We start from the raw sequence: 22,828 nt of genomic DNA, 5'->3' as shown, positions 1-22,828 counted from the left end.
GGGGTTCTGGTAATGCATCAAGGAATAATTCAATGGCTGAACAATTCGACGTCGTCGTCATCGGTGCCGGCCCGGCCGGTTACCACGCTGCCATCCGCGCGGCCCAGCTGGGCCTGAAGACCGCCTGCATCGACGCAGCGCTGGGCAAGGACGGCAAGCCGGCGCTGGGCGGCACCTGCCTGCGCGTGGGCTGCATCCCGTCCAAGGCGCTGCTGGATTCCTCGCGCCAGTTCTGGAACATGGGCCACATCTTTGGCGACCACGGCATCAGCTTCAAGGATGCCAAGATCGACGTCGAAGCGATGGTTGGCCGCAAGGACAAGATCGTCAAGCAGTTCACCGGCGGCATCGGCATGCTGTTCAAGGCCAACAAGGTCGCCGCCTACTACGGCTTCGGCGAACTGCAGCCGGGCAACGTGGTCAAGGTCACCCAGCATGACGGTTCCATCGTCGAGCTGAAGGGCACCAACGTCATCATCGCGGCCGGTTCGGATTCGATCGAACTGCCGTTCGCCAAGTTCGACGGCGAGACCATCGTCGACAACGTCGGCGGCCTGGACTTCACCGAAGTGCCGAACCGCCTGGCCGTGATCGGCGCCGGCGTGATCGGCCTGGAACTGGGCAGCGTGTGGAAGCGCCTGGGCGCTGAAGTCACCATCCTGGAAGCGCTGCCGGAGTTCCTGGCCGTGGCCGACGCCGAAGTGGCCAAGACCGCTGCCAAGGAATTCAAGAAGCAGGGCCTGGACATCCGCCTCGGCGCCAAGGTCTCCAAGACCGAGATCACCGGCAAGGGCAAGAAGAAGGAAGTCGTTGTCACCTACACCGACAGCGAAGGCGAAAAGACCCTGACCGTGGACAAGCTGCTGGTGGCCGTTGGCCGTCGCGCCGCCACCAAGGGCCTGCTGGCCGAAGGCACCGGCGTCAAGATCAACGAGCGCGGTCAGATCGAAGTCGACGCGCACTGCCACACCGGCGTCAACGGCGTGTGGGCGGTCGGCGACTGCGTGCGCGGCCCGATGCTTGCGCACAAGGGCTTCGAGGAAGGCATCGCGGTGGCTGAGCTGATCGCCGGCCTGCCGGGCCACGTCAACTTCGACACCATCCCGTGGGTCATCTACACCGAGCCGGAGCTGGCGTGGGTCGGCAAGACCGAAGCCCAGCTGAAGGCCGAAGGCATCCCGTACAAGGCCGGCAGCTTCCCGTTCGCCGCCAACGGCCGTGCCGTGGCGATGATCGAGCCGGCAGGCTTCGTGAAGATCCTGGCCCATGCCGAAACCGATCGCATCCTCGGCATGCACCTGGTCGGCGCCAACGTCTCCGAGCTGGTGCACGAAGGCGTGCTGACCATGGAGTTCAGCGGCTCGGCCGATGACCTGGCCCGCATCTGCCACGCCCACCCGTCGCTGTCGGAAGTGATCCACGACGCAGCGATGGCGGTCAGCAAGCGCGCCATCCACAAGGCGAACTGATCGTTCGCCGGGTAATGCCGGCCGCTGGCCGGCATGGCTGGATACAAAGAACCCCGCCTCGGCGGGGTTTTTTGTTGCCCGCAACCCTGCCGGGCAGCTTGACGTCCGCACGCTCCGGCTCCCCGCCAGTAGCGGGCTCACGCTGATCCTGACGCACTGCCCGCAACGGCCGTGGCCAGCTCCCGCATGAAGACCTGCGTTGCACGCGATGCGCGACCCGCCGGCGAACAGACCAGGCCAAACACGCGACGGATCCCCGGCTGCACCGGCAGCACGCGCAGGCCGTGGAGATCATCCGGCAACGTCGATTCCGGCACCAGCGAGACGCCCAGCCCCTCGCGCGCCAGCACGCACGCGCTGGCCCAGTCGCGCACGGTCACTCGTACGTCGCTCAGCTGTAGACCAGCGTCCGCCATCAGGCGCTGACCGTTCACCGCACAACCCCCTGTTGCGAGGATGAAGGGTTCGCCCGCCAGCTCGCTCAAGGCCACCCCGCTTTCGGTGGCGCGGCGCCCCAGCGGATGCGTCTGCGCGAGCACCGCCATCCACCCGTCGCTGCCCAGCATCAACGGCGCGCGATCTGCAGCGGGGTTCATCACCACGCCGGCGTCGACCGTGCCCGATTCGAGCCAGCGCTCAACCTCCTCGTCCGTACCCTCCACGATCACCACCTCGATGCCCGGGTGGCGGCGCTGGAAATCCCGCAGCAGCGCTGGCAGCACGCTGGAAACGAGTGACGGGAAGGTCGCCAGGCGGATGCGTGCACCACTGAACCCCTGGCTGTCATCGGCCAGCGCGCGGATCGCCTGCAGGCCTCCCAGCATGATGCGTGCGTGTTCGATCACCCGCTGCCCGAGCGCAGTGATCTCGACCTGACGCCGCTCGCGCACGAACACCGCAAACCCCAATGAGGACTCCAGCTGGGCCAGGGCCTGGCTGGCACCGGACTGGCTGATGCCGACCCGGTCAGCGCCGCGCGAGATGGTTCCCTCGTCGGCCACCGCAACCAGCAGGCGCCAGTGGGCAAGATTCATCATGACAGGCAGTAGCCCAGCTTATGGGAGAAAAATCGAAGATTGATTTTACCGGATACCGCTCGCACAGCAGACTGCCTCGCACCGGCTGACCCGGCCGTCCTTTCTCCCTCGAGACCCTCCATGAAGCTGTACTACGCACCGTACACCTGCTCGCTGTCGCCCCATATCGTGCTACGTGAACTTGGCCTCCCCTTCGAGCTGGTCAAGGTCGACAACGCCAGCAAACAGACCGCCGATGGTCGCGATTTCCGCACCATCAACCGCAAAGGCTATGTCGCGGCGCTGGAGCTGGATGACGGGCAGGTGCTGACCGAAGGCCCGGCCATCGTCCAGTACCTGGCCGATCTGAAACCCGGATGCACGCTGGCCCCACCCGTCGGCAGCTGGGAGCGGGTACGACTGCAGGAATGGCTGAACTTCGTGACCAGCGAGTTCCACGCCGGCTCGGCGCCGCTGTTCAACGCCGATCTGCCGGAAGCGGCCAAGGCCTTCTTCCGGCAGAAGCTGTTCAAGCGTTTCGACCTGCTGCAGGAGACGTTGGCAACGCAGGACTTTCTCATGGGACCAGACTTCAGCGTCGCCGATGCCTACCTTTTCACGGTGCTTGGCTGGTGCCGCTTCTTCTCCATCGATCTGGCGGCGTGGCCGGCGCTGCCTGCCTATGCCCGCAGGATCAACGCACGACCGGCCGTGCAGGCGGCGCTACGCGCAGAGGCCGCGTGATGTGGAGCCGAGCACAGGCTCGGCGCTACACCTTTCCAGCCGGCTTCTTTGGTGGATCCTCACAGACCCGGTGCTGCACCACCGTCTCGCCGACCTTCCATTCCTTCGCGACCCTGCAGCGCTCCTTGGATTTCTGCACAGAGACCGCTGCAGCGTTCGCCTCGTCAGCCGCAGCAGTCTGCTGGCGTTCCAGCCACACCGAGGGCGGCGCTGGAGGTGTGGCCAGTACCGGCCCCGCAAGCAGGACCAGACCCACCAGCAACACCGTCCTCATGCAGCCACCGCCCGGCCACCGAGCAGGCGCGCCGGCAGCATGAACAGCGCGCGCAGGAGCGCGAACAGCGCCGAGAAGGTGATGCCGACCAGGCGGAACGGCAGGCTCAGCAGCCACACGAACGGCCAGGCGATCAGGGCGAGGATCGCCAGCGGCCAGCACAGCACGAACAGCAGGCACCACACACCGAGCGCGAACAGGGTCTTCATCACGGTCTCCTTGGGGCGGCACCCTGCCGCCTGCGGACACCTTGGCGCCCCGCCCTGTCCGCCCGCAAACGGTTTGCGACGAAACCCGGGCTGGGGGCGATGAAACCGATTGCGGGGAAACCGGAGATTCAGGAGGTTGCCGGCCAGCGGCCGGCACAACCGCAGGGATTTACACCGGGACCGCGCCCGGACGGCCGTGGGTCACCTGGAAACGCGCCGCGGTGCGCACCGCAGCGTCCGCACGCAGCACGCTGTCGGCGAAGCGCAGTTCCGCATCCACGGTCTGCCGGTTCAGCTGCAGCTTCCACCAGCCACGGCGGTCGCCGTCGAAATAGCGGATATGCGGATTCTGCGGAATCGACGGCCCGTAGTACGGGCCATAGGGCGTATCGTCGCCGCCACTGCTGATTGCCGGGGCGATGAATTCGGTGGCCACGACCGGCGCACTGGCCGCGTCGAAATCCAGCTTCAGATCGTTGACGAAAGAGGAATGCCAGTCACCGCCCAGCACGATGGCATTGCCCTGCCCGCCCGCCTGCATCGCCTGCAGCAACCGGTTGCGTGCGGCGGGATAACCATCCCAGGCGTCATTCCAGAAGCGCTCGCGTGGCGTGCCGCCGTCCAGCCGCAGCTGCGCCATCAGCAGCTGCTGCACCACCACGTTCCAGCGCGTGCCCTGCGCGGCGGCCATCGACTGCGCGAACCACGCTTCCTGGCCCACGCCAAGCATGCTCATGCGCGGGTCCAGTGCAGCGTCACAGCGCGGCGACTCGCCCACGCCACAGGGATTGGCCGGGCGGAACTGGCGGCAATCGAGCAGGGTCAGCTGTGCCAGGTCACCATAGCGCAGCCGCCGATGTACGCGCAGGCCGCCATTGCCCGCAGGCGTGCTGCGCATCGGCAGGTGCTCGTAGAACGCGCGGTAGGCTGCCGCGCGACGCACGATGAAGTCCTCGGTCGATACGCCGGGCTTTTCCGGGTGGATGCCGGAGTAATCGTTCTGCACCTCGTGGTCGTCCCAGATCACCGCGAACGCATGTGCGGCGTGCGCGGCCTGCAGATCCGGATCGAGTTTGTACAGCGCGTACTGGTCACGGTAGCGCTCCAGGCTGACGGTCTCGCCACTGAAGCGTTGCGCATCCAGCGCGCGACCACGCGCATTCTGCAGCGGGCTGTACTCGTACAGGTAGTCACCCGCGTGGAGCACCAGGTCGACATCGCTCTGTGCGATATCGCGCAGCACCGGGTAGTAGCCACTGTTCCAGGCCTGGCAGGTGCACAGGGCCAGCCGCAGCTGCTGCAGTTGCGTGTCCAGCAGCGGCGCGGTACGGAAGTGGCCGACCGCGCTTTCCTCGTCACCGTCGCAGGCAAAACGGTAGTAGTAGTCGCGGCCTGGGCGCAGGCCGTTGACCTCCACGTGCACCGAATGGGCCAGCTCGGGCACCGCCGCCGCAGTCCCCCGCTGCACCAGCCGGCGCATGCCGGGGTCTTCGGCCACGAACCAGCGCACCGGTACCGCCCGTGACGGCATGCCGCCGCCATTGAGCGGGTCCGGTGCCAGCCGCGTCCATAACACGGCCCCCTGTGGATCCGGATCACCGGCGGCGACACCGAGGGTGAACGGATCACGCCCCAGCCGCGGCCGTGGGCCGGCCGTGGCCAGCCCCGGCATCGCCGCCAGCGCGATCGCCGCCCCCGTGCCCTGCCACGCCATGCGCAGCAGGCGACGACGGCTTTCCGGATCGACAGGCCCGCGCATCAGAAGCGCACGGTAGCGGTGGCCATCACCTGGCGCGGCGCGCCGACCTGCATGGTCGCCAGGCTGCGGGTCGGGTCGGCGGCGTAGGTACCGTTGGTGTTGATCGAGGACAGGTAGCGCTTGTCGGTCAGGTTGGTCAGGTTCAGCGCTACGGTCAGGTTCTGCGCCGGGCCGAGCTTGCCGAAGTCATAGGCCACCGAGGCGTTGACCAGCCAGTAGCTCGGCACCGACACATCGTTGGTATAGGTCACGTAGCGCTTGCCGACGTGGTTGGCGGCCAGGCGCAGGTCCCACGGGCCCGGGGTCCACGCCAGGGTGCTGGCGAACATCCATTCCGGGGTGTCGACGGTCGTCTTGCCGCGGGTTGGCACCACGCCGTTGTTCACGTAGTCGTTGTCGTAGGTGCTGTCATTCCAGGACAGCGCATTGGACCAGGTCAGGTCCTGCATCGGCTTCAGCTGCAGGGTCGCCTCGGCGCCGCGGCTGGTCACCGAACCGACGTTGGAGAACAGTGCCGGGCAACCGAGGATGCCCACGCACTGCGCGATGGCCAGCAGACGGTTGTCGAACTTGACGTCGTACACCGCCACCGAGGCTTCATAGCCGCGGCCGTAGCCACGCCAACCGAGCTCGATGGTGCGCGACTGTTCCGGCTTCAGGTTCTTCGCGCTGGCATCGAAGGCGGCCTGCGGCACATTGAACGGGCTGCCCACGCCCAGCGCATAGGCGGCGATGTTCTTGGCGAACGAACCGAAGATCTCGTTGCCTTCGTTGAGCTTGAAGTTGAAGCCGGCCTGCGGCAGCAGGCCCTTCTTCGAGGTCAGGCTGCTGTTGTTGGCATAGCTGCCCAGCGGCGTGCGCACGCTGGTGCGGGTGTGCGGCGACTTCGCACCGATGTCGATGGTCAGGCGGTCATCGAACAGGCGGAAGCGGTCCTGCACGTAGAACTGGCGGGTGATGGTGGTGTAGCGCTGGTGCCACACGCGCTGGTCCGGGTTGCGCAGGAAGAAGTCGTCGGTGATCGGGCCGTCGATGTAGTAGAAGTTGCGCTGCACGCTGTGGCCGTTGTCCTCGTACCAGAGGCCCGCTTCCAGTTCGTGGCCACCGACGTTCCAGGTGAACGCCGAGGTCACGCCGGTACGGTCGATCGCGTACTCGGTGGTGCGGATCGAGATCGGAATCTCACGGCTGGTGCCCGGGTTGGACGGATTGGACGGGCTGAACCAGTGGCCCTGGCCACGGTTGCTGTGGTTGTAGACATTGACCTTCAAGCGCATCGACTCGTTCAGGCCGAAATCGCCGGCAATGCTGGACAGGTCATCGTTGCGCAGGCCGTGGCCCGAGTAGTACGCATCCCACGGGCTGTTGACGCCGCCGCTGAATTTGCCGCGTGCGGCGGCGACGGCGCGATCCCAGTCCGGCGCGTAGTTGTCCCAGTCCCAGCCGAGGCGATCGATCATCTCCAGCGACAGATCCTGGTAATCGGCCTCGACGCGGCGCGAGGCGTTGAACAGCGCGGTGATCTTGCTGTCCGTTCCGAAGTTGTAGGTGGCCTTGCCGTTGAACTGCTTCAGCTCCTGCGAGCCCTTGCCCTTCCACTTGTCACCTTCCGAATACACACCGGACAGGTAGGCAGCAAAGCCCTGGTGCTCACCGGTCTCCAGGCGCGCATAGCTGCGGCGTGCGCTGTCACTGCCAAAGCTCTGTGCCAGCACGACCCCATATTCGGTGGACGGATCGATCGAGTAGAACTGGAACACGCCGCCGAGGTTGCTGGTGGACGGCGTACCCAGTGCGCCGATGCCGGTGGAGACCTCCGCACCGCCCAGGTTCTCGCTGATCACCGCGCGGCTGATGTGCAGGCCGTTGCTGTTGCCATAGGCCATGTTGCCCAGCGGGATGCCATCAAGGGTGTAGCCCAGGCGGTTCTGGTTGAAGCCACGCAGGCTGATGGTGGTGGACCATTCGTAAGCGCCGGTGGCATCGGCCGATTCGAAATGCACGCCCGGCTTGGTCGCAAGCAGCTTCAGCGGATTGGCACCCGGCGGCAGCACCTTCATGTCCTCGGCGGTCACGCGCTGCACCTGGCGCGCTTCACCGCGGCCGATCACCGAGATCGAGTCAAGGGTGGTAGCCGACTGCGCGTCGGGGGCGGGGGCGGTTTCAGCGACAGCCAGCGACGGCAGCGAAGCACAGACCAGCAGGGCCAGCAGATTGCGGCGGAGCGGAGCGTGGGACGGCATGGGGGCGGATTCCTTGGGCACGCTGGACGCCGAAGGGCGGCGTCGAAGGGCAGCAGCGGCGGAATCGTAGAAGCGTCGCGTTACATGTCATTTACACGCCACATACGGACGTTTGGCGTTTCGAATGGTTTGCCGGCCGTGGGGGTGGGCCGGCCAGCAGCCGGCACTACGGTTATTCGAATGAACCGACCGAATCGTGGGCCAGGTTGTCGAAGCGGGTGTACTCGCCGAAGAACTTCAGCTTGCACGAACCGGTTGGGCCACCACGGTGCTTGCCGATGATGATTTCGGCCAGGCCCTTGTCCGGCGAATTCTCCTTGTTGTAGTAATCGTCGCGGTAGATGAAGACGATCATGTCCGCATCCTGCTCGATTGCGCCCGATTCGCGAAGGTCGGCCATCACCGGGCGCTTGTCGGTACGCGTTTCCAGCGAGCGGTTGAGCTGCGACAGCGCGATCACCGGCACGTGCAGTTCCTTGGCCAGGCCCTTCAGCGAACGCGAGATCTCCGAGATTTCGGTCGCGCGGTTTTCGCTGTTGCCCGGCACGCTCATCAGCTGCAGGTAGTCGATCACCACCAGGCCCAGGTCATGTTCGCGCTTGAGGCGGCGGCACTTGGAGCGCAGCACTTCCGGCGACACGCCCGGCGTGTCGTCGATGAAGATCTTGGTTTCCTTCAGCATCTTGATCGCGCTGGTGACGCGGCTCCAGTCCTCGTCTTCCAGCTGGCCGGTACGCAGGCGCTGCGCGTTGATGCGGCCGTTGGAGGAAATCAGGCGCATCGCCAGCTGCGATGCCGACATTTCCATCGAGAACACCGCCACGCCCTTCTTCGACTTGATCGCCGCGTACTCGGCGATGTTCAGCGCGAAGGTGGTCTTGCCCATGGCCGGGCGCGCGGCGAGGATGATCAGGTCGGTCGGCTGCAGGCCGGAGGTCATCGCATCGAAATCGTTGTAGCCGGTCGGCAGGCCGGTGATGTTGCCGCCGTTCTCGAAGCGACTGCGCAGCTCTTCGAAGGCATCCTTCAGAGCACCGGGCATCGCCACGAAATCGGTACGGCCGCGTGCGCCCTGTTCGGCGATGGCGAACACGCTCTTTTCCGCCGACGCCAGCAGCTCGCTGCTGTCACGGCCCTCGGGCTGGAAACCGTCGTTGACGATGTCGGTGCCCACCTGGATCAATTGCCGCAGCACCGCCTTGTCACGCACGATCTCGGCGTAGGCCACGATGTTGGCCGCCGACGGCGTGGTACTGGCCAGCTCGATCAGATAGGCACCATCGCCCACCAGTTCCATCTTGCCCTGCGATTCGAACCACTCGCCCAGGGTCACCGCATCGAACGGCCGCTCGCGTTCGGACAGCTCGCGGATCGCGCGGTAGATCATCTGATGATCACGGCGGTAGAAATCGCCTTCGGTCAGCTGGTCATTGACCCGGTCATAGGCCTCCGGGGCCAGCATCAGGCCACCCAGCACCGCCTGTTCGGCTTCCACCGAATGGGGCGGCACCCGCAACTGGTCGATGCGCGACTCGTCGCGATCACGATCGCGATCAAAGCCATCACCGCGCTCTCTGCGGTTGGAACGGAAGCCGGGGCGAGCGGACATGCTGCGGTGTTTCCTGCAAAAGTGGGCCAGACGAGTGTAGGCATGCGCCGACCCCGGCGGCCATGGACAAGCCTGTGGATAAGCCGTGGAGAAACGGGGGATATCCGCCAGTGCCTGTCCACTCTGGCGTGGGGGCGTCGCAGTGCCTGCGACGGGCGCCGTTGCGACGCCCGAGCGGGTCATTATCGCAGATCAGGCGATCAGGGTCGGACCCCATGCAACGTACGGGCTCCGGCCCGCCCCGCTGGACGTGGGGTCAGAGCCCGCCACTGCGCGACGGGATCCGCCCCTTGGCATGGCTGGGTCGGATCCCTCTGCAAAGCAGAGGGCTCTGACCCCCTCGGTCTCAATCGCCCTTGACGTGAACAGCGATCAGCGCCAGGAACCGGTCCACATAGCCCTGCAGGAATTTCTGCGTGCCCTCGTTGTGGATCGTGCCGTCGGCATCGATCAGACCGTCCTTGAAGTGGATGAATGCCTCGGGCTGACCCAGCACATGCATGTCCAGGAAGGCCAGGCTGTTGCGCAGGTGCTGCTGGGCCACAGCGGTGCCGATCTGGCCGATGGAGGCGCCGATCACCGCCGCCGGTTTGCCGGCAAACGCGCTGTCACCATACGGGCGCGAGCCGATGTCGATGGCGTTCTTCAGCACGCCCGGCACCGACCGGTTGTATTCCGGGGTCACGAACAGCACCGCATCGGCGGCACGGACCTGGTCCTTCAGCCGGGTACCCTGCGCCGGATACTGGCCATCGAAGTCCTGGTCGTACAGCGGCAGATCACCGATCTGCACGTACTGGAAGCGCGCACGGTCACCGGCAATCTTCTCCAGCGCATGGGCCAGTTTGCGGTTGCAGGAATCCTTGCGCAGGCTGCCGACGAACACGGCGATGGTGGGGACGGACATCGGGACATACTCCTCACGGTGCGGGAGGCCCAGCCTAGTCGCCGGGCCCTTGCATGCCGGTGAAGATCAGCCGCCGGTCACGCCCGCGCGCACCTGCCGCCAATGCGCCTGCCAGGCCTGGAACATCAGCACGTTCCACAGATGGGTATGCCACTTGCGTTGGCCGCCGAGGAACTGCTGCCACAGCGGCTGTACCGCGGCAGCCGACAGCACGCCCTCACGCTCCAGCCGTGCCGGCTGCAGCAGGTCTTCGGCCCACGGCCGCAGGTCGCCCTTCAGCCAGTCACTGACCGGCGCGCCGAAGCCACGCTTGGGCCGGTGCACCATCGACTGCGGCACATAACGGCCCAGCACGCGCTTGAGCAGCACCTTGCTGGTGGTTTCACTGCGCTTGAAGCCCAGCGGCAGCGACCAGGCGAACTCGGCCACGCGAGAATCCAACAGCGGTGCGCGGGCTTCCAGGCTGACCGCCATCGAGGTGCGGTCGACCTTGCACAGCAGGTCATCCGGCAGGTAGGTCACGTAATCGGCCAGCATCATCGCATCGGCCGGTGTGCCGGCACCGTGCAACGGGTCGGCCAGGTCGTAGAAGCTGCCCGCGGCCTGCGCCCCGGGCACTGCCGCCGCCGGGTCGCGCCAGCGCGAGATGCGGTTGCGGTACACGTCACCGATGCCACGCGCGCCGGATTCTGCCAACAGCGCGGCCAGGCCGCCGGTACGCGAGGCCTCGCCCTGCTGCTGGGAGCGCGCGCCCATCCAGCGCCGCAGCGGCCCCGGCACGCGTCCCAGCATCTGCCAGTTGCGCAGCGCGCGCACATAGCGGGTATAGCCGAAGAACAGCTCGTCGCCACCATCGCCGGACAGCGCCACGGTCACACCCTGCCGCGCCAGACGGGCGACCAGCGCGGTCGGTACCTGCGAGGCATCGGCGAAGGGTTCGTCGAACATCGCCGGCAACTGCGGTACCACCGCCAACGCATCGGCACCGCTGACGTAGAGTTCGGTGTGGTCACAGCCCAGATGCGCGGCCAGCTCCTTGGCCAGCGGCGCCTCGTCGTGGCCCGAACCGGTGAAGCCAATGCTGAAGCTGTGCACCGGCTGTCCGCTCTGTGCCTGCATCAGCGCGGCCACCAGCGACGAATCGGTACCGCCGGACAGGAACACGCCCACCGGCACGTCGGCCACCATGCGCAGCGCCACCGCGTCGCGCAGCAGCCCATCCAGCTGTTCCTCGGCCTCCTCGATGCGGCCCTGGAACGGCGCGGCCAGCGCCGCCTGCATGCGGGCACGCGCATCCCAGTACGGGCGCTGCGCCTGCTCCGGGCGATGCGCGGCCGCACCCGCCGCTACGGCTTCGACGTCCAGGCGCAGCACGCGGCCCGGCATCAGCTTGTAGCAGCGCTGGTGGATGCTGTGCGGTGCCGGAATGTAGTCCAACCGCAGCAGCAGGGTCAGGGCGTCACGGTCGATGTCGTTGTCGAAGGCCGGGTGCTGCCACAGCGCCTTCAGTTCCGAACCGAACACCAGCGTGTCGCCGGCCCAGCCGTAGTACAGCGGCTTCTTGCCGACACGGTCGCGGGCCAGCCACAGGCACTGCTCCTGGCGGTCCCACAGCGCAATGGCGAACATGCCGTTGCAGCGCTGCAGGGTGTCTTCCATGCCCCATTGCAGGATCGCTGCCAGCAGCACTTCGGTGTCGGAGTGGCCACGGAAAACATGCCCCAGCGGCTCCAGTTCGGCACGCAGGGCGGCGAAGTTGTAGACCTCGCCGTTGTAAGCCATCACGTAGCGACCATCGGACGAGGCCATCGGCTGGTGGCCCAGCGGCGACAGGTCGAGAATGCTCAGGCGGCGATGCGCCAGCGCGATGCCGGCCGTGGCGTCGACCCAGCTGCCGCCATCATCCGGCCCGCGGTGGTGCAGCGCCTCGCCCATGGCCAGGACCTGCGCCTGCAGCACCTCGGCCGACGCCACCGGCGCCGGCAACAACATTCCCGCCAATCCACACATGCATCAGGGTTCCTGCGCCAGTTCAAGGGCGGCGCCAATCACTGCATTGTCGCTTGGAAGCCCGAACATTGCTGCCCCCGCCAACGGGGTATAGGTATCGGCACCACAGACCCGGCGCAGCGGCAGGTGGCCGAAGCCAGCCTCGACCAGGACGGTGACCACGCCCTCGCCCACCCCACCACTGTGGCGGCCCTCGTCCAGCACCAGCACCCGTCGTGCGCTGGCGGCCTGCGCGGCGATGAAACCGGCATCCAGCGGCACCAGCCAGCGCAGGTCGACCACCCGCACCTGCCAGCCCAGTTGCTGCTCGATCGCCCGCGCCGCGCGCAGCGCCATCGGCACGCCGTTGCCATAGGTGTAGACCACCAGGTCGCCCGCCTCCGGCGCATAGACCCGGCCCTCGCCCGGTACCAGCGCCTGGCCCTGGGCGGGGTAGTCGAACAGCCACTGGCCATCGCCCGGCGCATGCAGGTCCTTGCTCATGTACAGCGCGATCGGCTCCAGGAACACCGCCACCCGCCCGTCCACCCGCGCCAGCGCGGCCAACGTGCGCAGCATCATCACCGCATCGTCGCCGCGCGACGGGCAGCCGACCACCAGGCCGGGAATGTCGCGCAGCGCGGTGATCGAATTGTCGTTGTGGAAGTGGCCACCGAAGCCTTTCTGGTAGCCCAGCCCGGCCACCCGCACCAGCATCGGGTTGCGGTATTGGTCATTGGAGAAGAACTGCAGCGAGCACGCTTCGCCGCGCACCTGGTCGATGGCGTTGTGCAGGTAGGCCAGGTACTGGATCTCGGGAATCGGCAGCATGCCCATGTTGGCCAGGCCCTGCGCCATGCCCAGGATCATCGTCTCGTCCAGCAGGGTGTTGAACACCCGGCGTGGGCCGAAGCGGCGCAGCAGATCCTTGGTGACGGTATAGACACCGCCCTTCTGCGCGACGTCCTCGCCGAACAGCAGGCTCTGCGGATACTTCGCCAGCAGTTCCTGCAGCCCATGGTTGATCTGGATGGCGAGGTGCCGAGGTGGCTGCCGCTCAGGCAGGGTCTCCGCACCGCCATACAGCGCTTCGCGCGCATCGGCGGGCACCTCGCGCCGCGCCTCGGCCTGCACCGCCGCCGGCGTGTACGGCGCCAGCGGCGCCATCACCTCCTGCAGCGACTGCAGCGTCGGGCGGCCCTCGGCATCCGCCGCCGCGGCCATGCAGCGCGCGCGCATCGTTTCGTAGGCGACCTCGATGGCGGCCGCATCCATCCAGCCCGACTCCATCGCGATCTGCGCCGAGCGCAGCAGCGGATCCTGCGCCTCGGCCGCGCACAGCTCCGGCAGCGCGCGCCATTCCACTTCAAAGTCGGTGCCGGCGTGGCCCATCAGGCGGGTGGTGCGCAGATGCAGGAAGGTGGGCCGCCGCGTGCGCCGGCAGTGCTCCACCGCCGCCTGCACCTGGGCGTGCCCGGTGGCCAGGTCGAGACCATCAGCGAAGAAATAGTCGAGCCCCGGCTGGCGGCTGAAGCGCTCGGCAATCCAGCCTTCCGGCGTCTTCACTGAAATGCCCAGCCCGTTGTCCTCGCAGACGAACAGGATCGGCGCCGGCAGCTTCTGGTAGGCCGACCACATCGCGGTGTTGAACGCGGTCTGCGCGGTGGCATGGTTGGCCGAGGCGTCGCCGAACGAGCACAGCACGATGCTGTCGGCCGGGATCGGCAACGGCTGCCCCAGACGCTTGCCGCTCTCGATGGCCAGCGCGGTGCCCAGCGCTTTCGGCAGGTGCGACGCGATGGTCGAGGTCTGCGGCAGCACCCACAACGGTTTGCTGCCCCACACCTTGTGGCGGCCCCCGCTGGCCGGGTCATCGGCGCTGGCGGCGAAAGACAGCGCGGCATCGCGTAGCGGATCGATGCCCGGCACCTGGCGCGAACGCTCGGCCATGAAGGCACCGGAGCGATAGTGCAGGAAGGCTGGATCGGTATGCCGGCAGGCCCGCGCCAGCAGCGCGTTGCCCTCGTGGCCGGAGGAACCGATGGTGTAGAAGACCTTGTTCTGAACGCGCAGCACGCGTGCCATCAGGTCCAGCTGGCGGCTGGCCAGCTGCGAATCGAACAGCTCGCCAAACGCGGCGGCAGTGAGCGTGCTGCCCGGCAGGATCGGCGCATCCGGTGCCGGGCGCGGACGCGGGGTGCCGCGCCAGCCACGCACCGCATCGAGGAAGTTGACGTCGCACACTTCGGCGCGGTTGAGCACGCGCATGCGTGCGGGAATCGGATCTGGAACCACAGCGAACATCGAACACCCTCCGTGTCGTTGTTGCATTCCGCCCGGCGTTGGCCAGGCGCTACCCTGTGGGGGTCACCCTGGTGAGAGTCACGCAGCCTCGAATCGCGAGCGCACTTCGGCAGTCACCGCCGGCATCGGCAGGAAACGCGGTTGTTCACGCACGCGCTGCAGCCAGCCACGCACTTCCGGGAATGGCTGCAGGCTGATACCACCCTCGCCTGCGACGTCGGTGTAGGCGAACAGCGCGATATCGGCGATGCCATATCCGCTGCCGGTGAACCACTGCGCTTCGCGCAGATGTTGCTCCATTACTGCCAGCGCGGTGGCGGCGCGCTCGTGCAGGCGCGGCAGTTCGGCGCGGCGCGGTGAATCAGCGGGGGTCCAGCCACGGATGAAGCGCGCCACTGCCACGCAGGGCTCGTGCGTGTACTGCTCGAAGAACATCCAGCTCAACGCCTGCGCGCGCTCCCAACCGTCGCTGGGCAGGTACGGCGTGCCCTCGGCCAGCCAGAACAGGATCGCGTTGGATTCGGTCAGCACGCGGCCATCGTCGCGGACGATCAGCGGCACCTTGGCATTCGGATTCAACGCCAGGAATTCGGGGGTGTGGGTCTGGCCGTGGGCACTGTCCACTTCCATCCAGCGGTAGCGGCTGCCTAGCTGCTCCAGCAGCAGGCGGACCTTGTGGCAATTGCCCGAGACCGACATGCCATGCACCGTCAACGGGACGCGCTCTTCCACCATCGCCTGCTCCATCGGATCCGGCCGGCGGCCGGCTGCGTGCAGTCTGGCAAGCGCGCCGGTGAATGCCAAGCGCGGGTGCAGCATGGCAACACGGTCGTGCCGGCCGCCGGCCGGCAATCGCACGAATCTGCCGCAACGCGGTTGCCGGCCAGCGGCCGGCACTACCGGGCAAGGCTCAGCGCGCGCGCTGCCGCCACTGCTCGCGCGACTGGCCCCAGATCTGCATCGGCTTGTCGTTGTACGGCGGCGGCAGCTCCCCCATCCGCAGCAGCGTGCTGCCGAGCTTGCGCGCGACCGCCCGCGAGTTGTCGTTGTTCTCGGCGATGGTATGGATCACCTCGTCCCATCCGAGCGTGTCGAATGCCCAGTCGATCGCGGCGACTGCGGCTTCCGGCGCATAGCCCCGGCCCCAGCTGGCATGGCGAATGCCCCAGCCGACCTCGGTACCGGGCCAGTCCTGCGGTTGCCACGGACCCATCCGCCCGATCCAGTCACCGCTGGACTTCTCGATCACGCTGAACATCGAGAAGCCGAACAGCTGCCAGGCACCGGCCAGGCTGCAGAAACCGCGCCAGGCCACCGACGGCGGCTGCACGCCACCGAGGGTGCGCATCGTTTCCTCATCAGCGCAGAACGCCAGATACGGTTCGTAGTCCTCGCGCAGCAGCGGGCGCAGGATCAGGCGCTCGGTTTCGATGCGCAGGTCGAAGATGCTCATGCCGGCTCCATGTCGAAGGAAGCGTCCATGATGGTGGATTCACGCCCCGCGCGGATGAATTTCGCCGGCTGCAACGAAACGGGCCAGCATGAGCCGGCCCGTCAGGTACTGCATGCTGCACCTGGATTACTGACGCGTAGCGGCGGCAGTGGCACCGGCAGCAGCGGTCTGCGTGACCAGCTGGCCGTCGACCACCGGCAGGCGATCGCTGGCCGGCTTGTTGTCCATGCGCACGGTCTTCTCGGCGCCATCGTAGCGGTAGGTCACGTTGTAACCCTTGACCACATCGGTATTGCCCATGGCGATGCGGTTACCCGGCTTGCTGGCCATGCGCATGGTGCCGGTGGTGCCGTCCTCGTTGCGGTAGGTCACGTTGTAGCCGGTGACGCGGCTCGACTCGGAGGTCGCGGTCTCGGTGTGGCACTGGCGCTCGGTGCGGTTGACCACGCGGCCACCCACATGGCGCTTGTCGATCTGGTTGCCGATGAAGCCACCGGCCACCGCGCCGGCCGCAGTGGCCGCCTTCTTGCCATTGCCGCCGCCGACCTGGTTGCCGAGCAGGCCACCGACCACAGCGCCAACCACGGTGCCGCCCACATTGCCATCACGCTCCGGCAGGCGTTCCTGCACCATCACGTCCTGGCAGACCTCATGCGGGGTCTGGGTGGTGGAGGTCTCACGCACCGCATCGGTGCCGATCACGGTGGCATACGCCTTCTGCTTCTCGGTGATCGGGTCGACCTTCAGCACGTCGGCGTATTCCAGGCCGCGCGGCGCGGACGGATCCAGCTTGTCACCACGTGCGCCATCGTCGGCGGCGTTGCCATCGACCAGGCGCGATTCACCATTGGGGGTTCCGGCGCTGATGGAATCGGGCGATTTGTCGCCACTCTTCATGAAGGCGGCAGTGGCGATGCCACCGACCAGCAGCGCGCCCGCTGCGACCAGGACAGTTGTAGTTGTGCTTTTCATGACCTGCTCCTTGCGGACCATCCGCAACGTTCTCGGGCCAGATTGCAGCATGCGCTGCCTGAACGGAATCTCCACATTTCCTGCTCATTGCTGTAACCCATTCAGCATCGGGAAATGCTGGGCCCGTGGTAGCGTTTGCATATTCCCCACGAGGATTCCCGCCATGGCCAACCCGATGCTGCTGCCGGTACTGCAATGGGCGCGCCGGCTGCGCTACCCCACCCTGTTCAAGCTCACCGCGGGCCTGTTCGCGCTGACCCTGTTCATCCCGGACCCGATTCCGTTCGTCGATGAGCTGGTGCTGGGCTTCGGCACCCTGCTGCTGGCCAACTGGAAGAGCCGCAACGCCGCAACACCTCCGCCGCTGGAACAGCGTTGAGCGTGCTGGTCGACAGCCACTGCCATCTGGACGCCAGCGAGTTCGACCATGACCGCGCCGCCGTGGTCGAGCGTGCGCAGGCGGCTGGGGTGCGCCTGCAGGTGGTACCGGCGGTGACCGCAGCCAGCTGGCCGAAGCTGCGCGAGGTCTGCCGGCAGGCGCCGGGGCTGTACCCGGCCTACGGCCTGCATCCGATGTTCCTGGCCGAGCACCAGCCTGGGCACCTGCCGCTGCTGCGCGAGTGGATCGAACGCGAACGCCCCTGCGCGATCGGCGAATGCGGCCTGGACTTCTTCGTCGAAGGACTGGATGCCGAGGTGCAGCAGGCGTATTTCATCGGCCAGCTGGAACTGGCCCGTGAATTCGAGCTGCCGGTGATCGTGCACGCGCGACGCGCGGTGGATGCGGTGATCGCCGCCATCCGCCGCATCGGCGGCCTGCGCGGCGTGGTGCACAGCTTTTCCGGCAGCCCGGAACAGGCCGCGCAGCTGCACCGGCAGGGCTTCCTGCTCGGGCTCGGCGGCCCATTGACCTACGATCGCGCGCAGCGCCTGCAGCGGCTTCTGCGCGAAATGCCGCTGGAACAACTGCTGCTGGAGACCGACGCGCCCGACCAGCCTGACGCCGGCATCCGCGGCCAGCGCAACGAACCGGCGCGGCTGGCAGTCATCGCCCGCCACGTGGCCGCGCTGCGCGGGATGGAGCTGGACGCGGTGGCCCAGGCCACGACGGAGAACGCGCGGCGGTTGTTCGCGCTGCCGGCAATGTAACGGTAGGTGCCGGCCGCTGGCCGGCATCTGCGCTGATTCAATCATTCCGGAGTTGCCGGCCAGCGGCCAGCACTACCGTCACGCGTCGGCCTGATCCTCGACCACTTCAGCCTTCACCTTCTTCGGCTCCAGCAGCATCTCCAACGCCTTGCCGACCGCTGCGAAGGCGAACGCGCCGGTGATGTGGGTCGCTGCGCCCAGGCCGGCGCCGCAGTCCAGCTTCAGCGCCGCATCGGCGCCCAGGTTCGGGCGGATGCCGCAGACACTGCCATCGGCCTGCGGGTACTTCACGTTCTCCAGCGAGTACACCGCCGGCACGCCGAAATAGCGCTTGGCATTCTTCGGGAAGTTGAACTCGCTGCGCAGCTTCTTGCGGATCAGCGCCAGCATGGCGTCATGCTCGGTGCGCGAGACATCGCGGATACGCACCAGGGTGGGATCGGTACGGCCACCGGCAGCGCCCACGGTCAGCAACGGCAGCTTGCGGCGACGGCACCAGGCGATCGTCTCGACCTTGACCCGGAAGCTGTCGCAGGCATCGATCACCAGGTCGAAGCCACGGTCCAGCAGTTCGGCCATGTTGGACACGGTCAGGAACGCCTGCACGGCATCGACCTCGATATCCGGATTGATCGCACGGCAACGCTCGGCCATAGCCTCGGCCTTGTTGCGGCCGTAGTTGCCCTCCATCGCCGGCAGCTGCCGGTTGGTGTTGGACACGCAGATGTCATCGGCATCGATCAGGGTCAGGTGGCCGACCGCTGAACGCGCCAACGCTTCCACCACCCACGAGCCGACGCCGCCCATGCCGACCACCGCCACGCGGCTGCCCTGCAGGCGCTCGAGTGCGCCCACGCCATACAGCCGTTCGATGCCGGCGAAGCGTTGTTTGACCTGTTCGTTCATCCCGCTATTTTAACGTGCAGGCGCCGGCACCCGCAGTACGTCGGCATCGAACCCACCGTTGCACGCCCGGAGAGCCCGCCATGAACGCCAGCCCGCCCCGCCGCCTGTCCACTGCCCATCGCTACCTGTTCGTGCTGTGCCTGGGCCTGCTGATCGGCCTGATCGCCACTGTGATGGTCAGCCGCGCCCTGCAGGCGCGTCGCGACCCGTTCCCGGACAGCCTGATGCAGGTAATGCAGCGGCAGTCGCAACTGCTGCAGCAGGCCCAGCAGCAGAACCGCTGCAGCCTGGCTGACAGTGTGCCGCGGCTGCAGGCCATACGCCTGCTGTCCAATGACCTGGACCTGGCCTTTCCCGGGCTGAAGGACAGCACGCAGTTCCAGCAGCACGCCAGCCAGCTGCGCGGCAACCTCAACGCCGCACTGGCAGCTCCGCCCAGCGACTGCAAGGCACTGGCCCAGGTGGTGGAAACCCTGCAGGCCGACTGCCGCGCCTGCCACCAGGACTTCCGCTGAGCCGCATTCATCCTGCAGCCGGGCAAGCCATGCACGGTTGGCGCGTCGTTCACGTTCGAAAGGAGAGGATTCGTCCACCCTGCTGCATGACGCAGTACCACCCCAGACACCCGCCTTCACGGCCAGGAGATGCCCCATGAAGATCCAGCTCATCGCCGCCACTGCCATCGCTACCCTTGCTCTGGCTGGCTGTGCCACCCCCGGCGGCTACGGTGGCGGCGGTTACAACAACGGCTACAACAATGGTGGCTACGGCAACAACGGCGGCTACAACCAGGGCCGCTGCGCCGACTGCGGCATCGTCACCCGCATCAACACCGTGCCCTCGGGCCGCACCGCGCCCAGCGCGACCGGCGCGATCCTCGGCGGCATCGTCGGCGCCGTGGCCGGCCATGAAATCTCCGATCACACCGGTGGCAGCCGTGGCAACAAGAACATCGCCGCCGCCGCAGGCGCAGTCGGTGGCGCCCTGGCCGGCAACCAGATCCAGAAGAACGTGACCAGCGATACCTACGACATCAGCGTGCGCATGGACGATGGCCGCACGATCGTGGTCAACCAGCGTGACCTCGGCGGCATCCGCGAAAACACCTATGTCCGCGTGGTCAACGGCAAGGTCATCCTGCGCTGATCCGCACCGGGCCATGCGCAAAGAAAAAGGCCCGCTTGCGCGGGCCTTTTTCATGCCGACGGGCGGCGGGTATTACACCGGCTGCACCTTGTCAGCCTGCAGGCCCTTCTGGCCCTGCACGACTTCAAAGCTCACAGTCTGGCCTTCCTTGAGGCTCTTGAAGCCCTGGGTCTCGATGGCACGGAAGTGCACGAACACGTCCTCGCCATTCTGCCGGCTGATGAAGCCGAAGCCCTTCGCATCATTGAACCACTTTACGGTACCGGTCTCGCGATCAGCCATCTCACTAACTCCCTTTGACTCTCTCTTGTTGTTGGAAACGCCTGGTGGGCGGCTGACAAGCAAGGGGGAAGCGAGGTGCATCGATGCAGCGGATCGGGAAGATCTTGCTTCATCAGGCCACGATCCACGGTGACCTTGCCAAGCTCAGCGACTGCAACTTAACCCGCCCAAAACGAAAAATCAACTGGCAAAATCTTTCACTGTCAACCCCAAAACGGCCACCATACGGGACAGCATGGGACTCTCATTCATCTTATATCTGCTAGCGGTCATTTTTGTCCTCGTCGGCATCGCCGGAATCATCCTCCCGGCCCTGCCCGGCATCCCGCTGGTGTTCATCGGGCTGCTGCTGGCGGCCTGGGCCGACGGCTTCGCCCATGTCGGCTGGCCAACCCTGGTCGCGCTGGGTGTGCTGACCCTGCTCTCGCTGCTGCTGGACGTGCTGGCCACGGTGGTGGGTGCGCAGCGGGTCGGCGCCAGCCGCAAGGCACTCTGGGGCACCTTCGTCGGCAGCATCGTCGGCCTGTTCTTCATGCCGATCGGCCTGTTTGCGGGACCGCTGGTCGGTGCCCTGCTCGGCGAGTACTGGCATACCCGCGAACTGGGCCGCTCGACCAAGGTCGGCCTGGCCACCTGGCTCGGCATCCTGCTCGGCCTGGCGTTGAAGCTGGCGGTGGTGATCGCGATGCTGGGCCTGTTCGCCTTCGCCTGGTTCCTGTGACTGGCGCAGCCTTCACGCCACGCGCACGCGGTGGCCGTGCATAAACCGTGGGGGCTGGCCGCGATCCGGTACAGCCGCCACACTGTGCGATCCCCGTATTCACCGAAGGGCCTGCTGGAATGACCCTCCCCCCGCTGCTTCCCCGCCTTGCGCCGCTGGCGCTGGCCCTGGCCAGTGCCCCGCTGGCCGCGCAGGAATTCGTGCCCAGCACCGATACCTCGCCGGCCGCTTGCGCGGCCATCACCACTGACGCGGCGCGCCTGGCCTGCTATGACCGCCTGTTCGCGCATACGCCGCAGGCCACGGCCGCCGCCGATGCCGCTGCCGAGGCGGCCGCGCAGGCCCGTCGCGAAGAACGCCAGACCGCACGCGTGAGCCAGGGCGAAGAGAAACTGCGCGAGCGGGTCAGCGACCTGTTCCGCCCCGCTGCGCCGGACAGCGCGCTGGCCAATGCCGGCCGCGGTTCGCTGTTGGACAGCCGCTGGGAGCTGGCCGAAGACTCCAAGCTGGGCCCGTTCCAGCTGCGTGCGTACAAGCCGGTGTACCTGCTGCCTGCGTTCTGGACCAGCGACCGCAACACCACACCGCATTCGCCGAATCCGGCCAACACGGTCACCACGCCGCAGGTGCTGGACAGCGCCGAACTGAAGTTCCAGATCAGCTTCAAGACCAAGATCGCCGAGAACCTGTTCGGCGACAATGGCGACATCTGGGCCGGCTACACCCAGAGCTCGCGCTGGCAGGCCTACAACGGCGAGGATTCGCGCCCGTTCCGCGAAACCAATTACGAGCCGGAAGTGATGATGGTGTTCCGCAACGGCTACTCGATCGGTGGCTGGCGCGGCCGCATGACCGGCATCGCGCTGAACCATCAGTCCAATGGCCGCGCCGATCCGCTGTCGCGCAGCTGGAACCGGGTGATGCTCAACATCGGCCTGGACCGCGAGAACTGGGCGCTGGTACTGCGCCCGTGGTATCGCATCCCGGAAACCCGCAGCGACGACAACAATCCGGATATCGAGGACTACATGGGCCGCGGTGATGCGACCCTGACCTGGAACCGCAACGGCCACGAAGTCTCGTTGATGGCACGCCATTCGCTGCGCACCGGCAGCCGCTCACACGGTGCCCTGCAGCTGGATTACGGCTTCCCGATCAGCAACCTGCTGCGCGGCCACGTGCAGATCTTCGACGGCTACGGCGAGAGCCTGATCGACTACAACCACAAGGCCACCTACGTGGGTGTGGGCGTGTCCCTGCTGGAGTGGTTCTGATGGACGTGACGATCTGGCACAACCCGGCCTGCAGCAATTCGCGCGGCGCATTGAAGCTGATCCGCGATGCAGGCTTCGATCCTATGGTGATCGAGTACCTGGGCACTCCACCGGACGTGGCCACGCTGCGCCAGGTGCTGGCCGAATCCGGATTGAGCGCACGCGATCTGGTGCGCAGCAAGGAAGTGCAGTTCGCCGAACTGGGACTGGAAGAGGCCGACGATGCCACGCTGCTGGCCGCGATGGCCGCACACCCGCGGCTGATCAACCGCCCCGTGGTGCGCACGCCCAAGGGCACCCGGCTGTGCCGTCCACCGGAAACGGTGCTGGAGATCCTCTAAGCCCGCCCTACTTTTGGTAGAGCCGAGCCATGCTCGGCTGCGGTTCGCGTGCTACCCATGA

Annotated in this window: 23 protein-coding genes; 9 read left to right on the top strand and 14 right to left on the bottom strand. The window is 66.7% G+C overall.

The window, feature by feature from the left end; genetic code table 11:
• The first annotated feature begins 32 nt into the window (after window positions 1-32).
• The gene (gene lpdA, locus VPH47_RS07130) at window positions 33-1,469 is read left to right on the top strand and encodes a dihydrolipoyl dehydrogenase (RefSeq protein WP_008264626.1); all 1,437 of its coding nucleotides are present in this window, start codon (window positions 33-35) and stop codon (window positions 1,467-1,469) included.
• Between the two features lie 137 nt (window positions 1,470-1,606).
• Here the strand turns inward: lpdA and VPH47_RS07125 are convergent, their stop codons facing one another.
• A complete protein-coding gene (locus VPH47_RS07125) occupies window positions 1,607-2,506 on the bottom strand; it encodes a LysR family transcriptional regulator (RefSeq protein WP_153855974.1) in 900 nt (299 codons plus the stop codon).
• Window positions 2,507-2,626: 120 nt separating this feature from the next.
• Here VPH47_RS07125 and gstA point away from each other — a divergent pair, with 120 nt between their 5' ends.
• Window positions 2,627-3,229: a glutathione transferase GstA gene (gene gstA / locus VPH47_RS07120; protein WP_110712841.1), complete on the top strand. Its 603-nt coding sequence runs from the start codon at window positions 2,627-2,629 to the stop codon at window positions 3,227-3,229.
• 25 nt (window positions 3,230-3,254) lie between these two features.
• On the opposite strand, the gene VPH47_RS07115 is transcribed toward gstA, so the two are convergent.
• From VPH47_RS07115 to VPH47_RS07065, 11 genes are all read right to left on the bottom strand, one after another.
• Window positions 3,255-3,503 carry a hypothetical protein gene (locus VPH47_RS07115; protein ID WP_110712842.1) on the bottom strand — a complete coding sequence of 83 codons (249 nt, stop codon included), beginning with the start codon at window positions 3,501-3,503 and terminating at the stop codon, window positions 3,255-3,257.
• The gene (locus VPH47_RS07110) at window positions 3,500-3,712 is read right to left on the bottom strand and encodes a hypothetical protein (RefSeq protein ID WP_286073875.1); all 213 of its coding nucleotides are present in this window, start codon (window positions 3,710-3,712) and stop codon (window positions 3,500-3,502) included. The genes VPH47_RS07115 and VPH47_RS07110 overlap by 4 nt, the downstream gene beginning before the upstream one ends.
• A 169-nt stretch (window positions 3,713-3,881) precedes the next feature.
• Window positions 3,882-5,471, bottom strand: coding sequence for an alkaline phosphatase (locus VPH47_RS07105; protein ID WP_368850392.1), 1,590 nt, complete (start codon window positions 5,469-5,471; stop codon window positions 3,882-3,884).
• On the bottom strand, window positions 5,471-7,714 hold the full coding sequence (locus VPH47_RS07100) for a TonB-dependent receptor (RefSeq protein ID WP_197611409.1): 2,244 nt from the start codon (window positions 7,712-7,714) through the stop codon (window positions 5,471-5,473). The genes VPH47_RS07105 and VPH47_RS07100 overlap by 1 nt, the downstream gene beginning before the upstream one ends.
• Window positions 7,715-7,886: 172 nt before the next feature.
• Window positions 7,887-9,323 (bottom strand): replicative DNA helicase, encoded by a 1,437-nt coding sequence (locus VPH47_RS07095; RefSeq protein ID WP_110712845.1) that lies wholly within the window; start codon window positions 9,321-9,323, stop codon window positions 7,887-7,889.
• Window positions 9,324-9,669: 346 nt separating this feature from the next.
• Window positions 9,670-10,230, bottom strand: a complete 561-nt coding sequence (locus tag VPH47_RS07090) for an NADPH-dependent FMN reductase (protein ID WP_110712846.1) — start codon at window positions 10,228-10,230, stop codon at window positions 9,670-9,672.
• A 66-nt stretch (window positions 10,231-10,296) separates the two neighbouring features.
• Window positions 10,297-12,240, bottom strand: coding sequence for an asparagine synthase (glutamine-hydrolyzing) (gene asnB / locus VPH47_RS07085; protein WP_164162678.1), 1,944 nt, complete (start codon window positions 12,238-12,240; stop codon window positions 10,297-10,299).
• A 3-nt stretch (window positions 12,241-12,243) separates the two neighbouring features.
• Window positions 12,244-14,523, bottom strand: a complete 2,280-nt coding sequence (locus VPH47_RS07080; RefSeq protein WP_368850391.1) for a thiamine pyrophosphate-dependent enzyme — start codon at window positions 14,521-14,523, stop codon at window positions 12,244-12,246.
• 78 nt (window positions 14,524-14,601) lie between these two features.
• Complete coding sequence (locus VPH47_RS07075; RefSeq protein WP_110714347.1) at window positions 14,602-15,258, bottom strand: glutathione S-transferase family protein; 657 nt, start codon at window positions 15,256-15,258, stop codon at window positions 14,602-14,604.
• A 175-nt stretch (window positions 15,259-15,433) separates the two neighbouring features.
• The gene (locus VPH47_RS07070) at window positions 15,434-15,976 is read right to left on the bottom strand and encodes a GNAT family N-acetyltransferase (protein ID WP_032129637.1); all 543 of its coding nucleotides are present in this window, start codon (window positions 15,974-15,976) and stop codon (window positions 15,434-15,436) included.
• Window positions 15,977-16,102: 126 nt separating this feature from the next.
• A complete protein-coding gene (locus VPH47_RS07065; protein WP_368850390.1) occupies window positions 16,103-16,948 on the bottom strand; it encodes a glycine zipper 2TM domain-containing protein in 846 nt (281 codons plus the stop codon).
• Between the two features lie 163 nt (window positions 16,949-17,111).
• Between VPH47_RS07065 and VPH47_RS07060 the strand changes: the two genes are divergently transcribed.
• Entirely contained in the window at window positions 17,112-17,327 is a 216-nt protein-coding gene (locus VPH47_RS07060; RefSeq protein WP_110712850.1) for a DUF6116 family protein, read from the top strand.
• Entirely contained in the window at window positions 17,324-18,097 is a 774-nt protein-coding gene (locus VPH47_RS07055) for a TatD family hydrolase (RefSeq protein WP_368850389.1), read from the top strand. The genes VPH47_RS07060 and VPH47_RS07055 overlap by 4 nt, the downstream gene beginning before the upstream one ends.
• 78 nt (window positions 18,098-18,175) lie before the next feature.
• On the opposite strand, the gene VPH47_RS07050 is transcribed toward VPH47_RS07055, so the two are convergent.
• Complete coding sequence (locus tag VPH47_RS07050; protein ID WP_164161912.1) at window positions 18,176-19,003, bottom strand: ThiF family adenylyltransferase; 828 nt, start codon at window positions 19,001-19,003, stop codon at window positions 18,176-18,178.
• Between the two features lie 80 nt (window positions 19,004-19,083).
• On the opposite strand from VPH47_RS07050, the gene VPH47_RS07045 reads away from it, so the two are divergent.
• Window positions 19,084-19,518 (top strand): cytochrome c, encoded by a 435-nt coding sequence (locus VPH47_RS07045; protein WP_153855968.1) that lies wholly within the window; start codon window positions 19,084-19,086, stop codon window positions 19,516-19,518.
• Window positions 19,519-19,654: 136 nt separating this feature from the next.
• Window positions 19,655-20,149 (top strand): glycine zipper 2TM domain-containing protein, encoded by a 495-nt coding sequence (locus VPH47_RS07040; RefSeq protein WP_110712854.1) that lies wholly within the window; start codon window positions 19,655-19,657, stop codon window positions 20,147-20,149.
• Window positions 20,150-20,221: 72 nt separating this feature from the next.
• Here the strand turns inward: VPH47_RS07040 and VPH47_RS07035 are convergent, their stop codons facing one another.
• Entirely contained in the window at window positions 20,222-20,431 is a 210-nt protein-coding gene (locus VPH47_RS07035; protein WP_010486802.1) for a cold-shock protein, read from the bottom strand.
• A 235-nt stretch (window positions 20,432-20,666) separates the two neighbouring features.
• On the opposite strand from VPH47_RS07035, the gene VPH47_RS07030 reads away from it, so the two are divergent.
• The 3 genes from VPH47_RS07030 (at window position 20,667) to arsC (ending at window position 22,767) form a co-directional block, all read left to right on the top strand.
• On the top strand, window positions 20,667-21,152 hold the full coding sequence (locus tag VPH47_RS07030) for a DUF456 domain-containing protein (RefSeq protein WP_110712855.1): 486 nt from the start codon (window positions 20,667-20,669) through the stop codon (window positions 21,150-21,152).
• Between the two features lie 119 nt (window positions 21,153-21,271).
• Window positions 21,272-22,426: a phospholipase A gene (locus VPH47_RS07025; RefSeq protein ID WP_019337376.1), complete on the top strand. Its 1,155-nt coding sequence runs from the start codon at window positions 21,272-21,274 to the stop codon at window positions 22,424-22,426.
• Window positions 22,426-22,767, top strand: a complete 342-nt coding sequence (gene arsC / locus VPH47_RS07020) for an arsenate reductase (glutaredoxin) (protein ID WP_368850388.1) — start codon at window positions 22,426-22,428, stop codon at window positions 22,765-22,767. Before VPH47_RS07025 ends, arsC begins: the two co-directional genes overlap by 1 nt.
• Window positions 22,768-22,828: the final 61 nt, after the last annotated feature.

The organism is Stenotrophomonas sp. WED208, from assembly GCF_040984485.1.
Classification (GTDB): Bacteria; Pseudomonadota; Gammaproteobacteria; order Xanthomonadales; family Xanthomonadaceae; genus Stenotrophomonas; species Stenotrophomonas riyadhensis.
Note: the sequence above shows the minus strand (reverse complement) of the source record. Positions and strands in the feature narration are given on the sequence as shown.

Bases quoted from the DNA above. Each gene is read 5' to 3' on its own strand.
- lpdA (WP_008264626.1), top strand. From the start codon at position 33: ATGGCTGAACAATTCGACGTCGTCGTCATCGGTGCCGGCCCGGCCGGT.
- VPH47_RS07125 (WP_153855974.1), bottom strand. From the start codon at position 2,506: ATGATGAATCTTGCCCACTGGCGCCTGCTGGTTGCGGTGGCCGACGAG.
- gstA (WP_110712841.1), top strand. From the start codon at position 2,627: ATGAAGCTGTACTACGCACCGTACACCTGCTCGCTGTCGCCCCATATC.
- VPH47_RS07115 (WP_110712842.1), bottom strand. From the start codon at position 3,503: ATGAGGACGGTGTTGCTGGTGGGTCTGGTCCTGCTTGCGGGGCCGGTA.
- VPH47_RS07110 (WP_286073875.1), bottom strand. From the start codon at position 3,712: ATGAAGACCCTGTTCGCGCTCGGTGTGTGGTGCCTGCTGTTCGTGCTG.
- VPH47_RS07105 (WP_368850392.1), bottom strand. From the start codon at position 5,471: ATGCGCGGGCCTGTCGATCCGGAAAGCCGTCGTCGCCTGCTGCGCATG.
- VPH47_RS07100 (WP_197611409.1), bottom strand. From the start codon at position 7,714: ATGCCGTCCCACGCTCCGCTCCGCCGCAATCTGCTGGCCCTGCTGGTC.
- VPH47_RS07095 (WP_110712845.1), bottom strand. From the start codon at position 9,323: ATGTCCGCTCGCCCCGGCTTCCGTTCCAACCGCAGAGAGCGCGGTGAT.
- VPH47_RS07090 (WP_110712846.1), bottom strand. From the start codon at position 10,230: ATGTCCGTCCCCACCATCGCCGTGTTCGTCGGCAGCCTGCGCAAGGAT.
- asnB (WP_164162678.1), bottom strand. From the start codon at position 12,240: ATGTGTGGATTGGCGGGAATGTTGTTGCCGGCGCCGGTGGCGTCGGCC.
- VPH47_RS07080 (WP_368850391.1), bottom strand. From the start codon at position 14,523: ATGTTCGCTGTGGTTCCAGATCCGATTCCCGCACGCATGCGCGTGCTC.
- VPH47_RS07075 (WP_110714347.1), bottom strand. From the start codon at position 15,258: ATGGTGGAAGAGCGCGTCCCGTTGACGGTGCATGGCATGTCGGTCTCG.
- VPH47_RS07070 (WP_032129637.1), bottom strand. From the start codon at position 15,976: ATGAGCATCTTCGACCTGCGCATCGAAACCGAGCGCCTGATCCTGCGC.
- VPH47_RS07065 (WP_368850390.1), bottom strand. From the start codon at position 16,948: ATGAAAAGCACAACTACAACTGTCCTGGTCGCAGCGGGCGCGCTGCTG.
- VPH47_RS07060 (WP_110712850.1), top strand. From the start codon at position 17,112: ATGGCCAACCCGATGCTGCTGCCGGTACTGCAATGGGCGCGCCGGCTG.
- VPH47_RS07050 (WP_164161912.1), bottom strand. From the start codon at position 19,003: ATGAACGAACAGGTCAAACAACGCTTCGCCGGCATCGAACGGCTGTAT.
- VPH47_RS07045 (WP_153855968.1), top strand. From the start codon at position 19,084: ATGAACGCCAGCCCGCCCCGCCGCCTGTCCACTGCCCATCGCTACCTG.
- VPH47_RS07040 (WP_110712854.1), top strand. From the start codon at position 19,655: ATGAAGATCCAGCTCATCGCCGCCACTGCCATCGCTACCCTTGCTCTG.
- VPH47_RS07035 (WP_010486802.1), bottom strand. From the start codon at position 20,431: ATGGCTGATCGCGAGACCGGTACCGTAAAGTGGTTCAATGATGCGAAG.
- VPH47_RS07030 (WP_110712855.1), top strand. From the start codon at position 20,667: ATGGGACTCTCATTCATCTTATATCTGCTAGCGGTCATTTTTGTCCTC.
- VPH47_RS07025 (WP_019337376.1), top strand. From the start codon at position 21,272: ATGACCCTCCCCCCGCTGCTTCCCCGCCTTGCGCCGCTGGCGCTGGCC.
- arsC (WP_368850388.1), top strand. From the start codon at position 22,426: ATGGACGTGACGATCTGGCACAACCCGGCCTGCAGCAATTCGCGCGGC.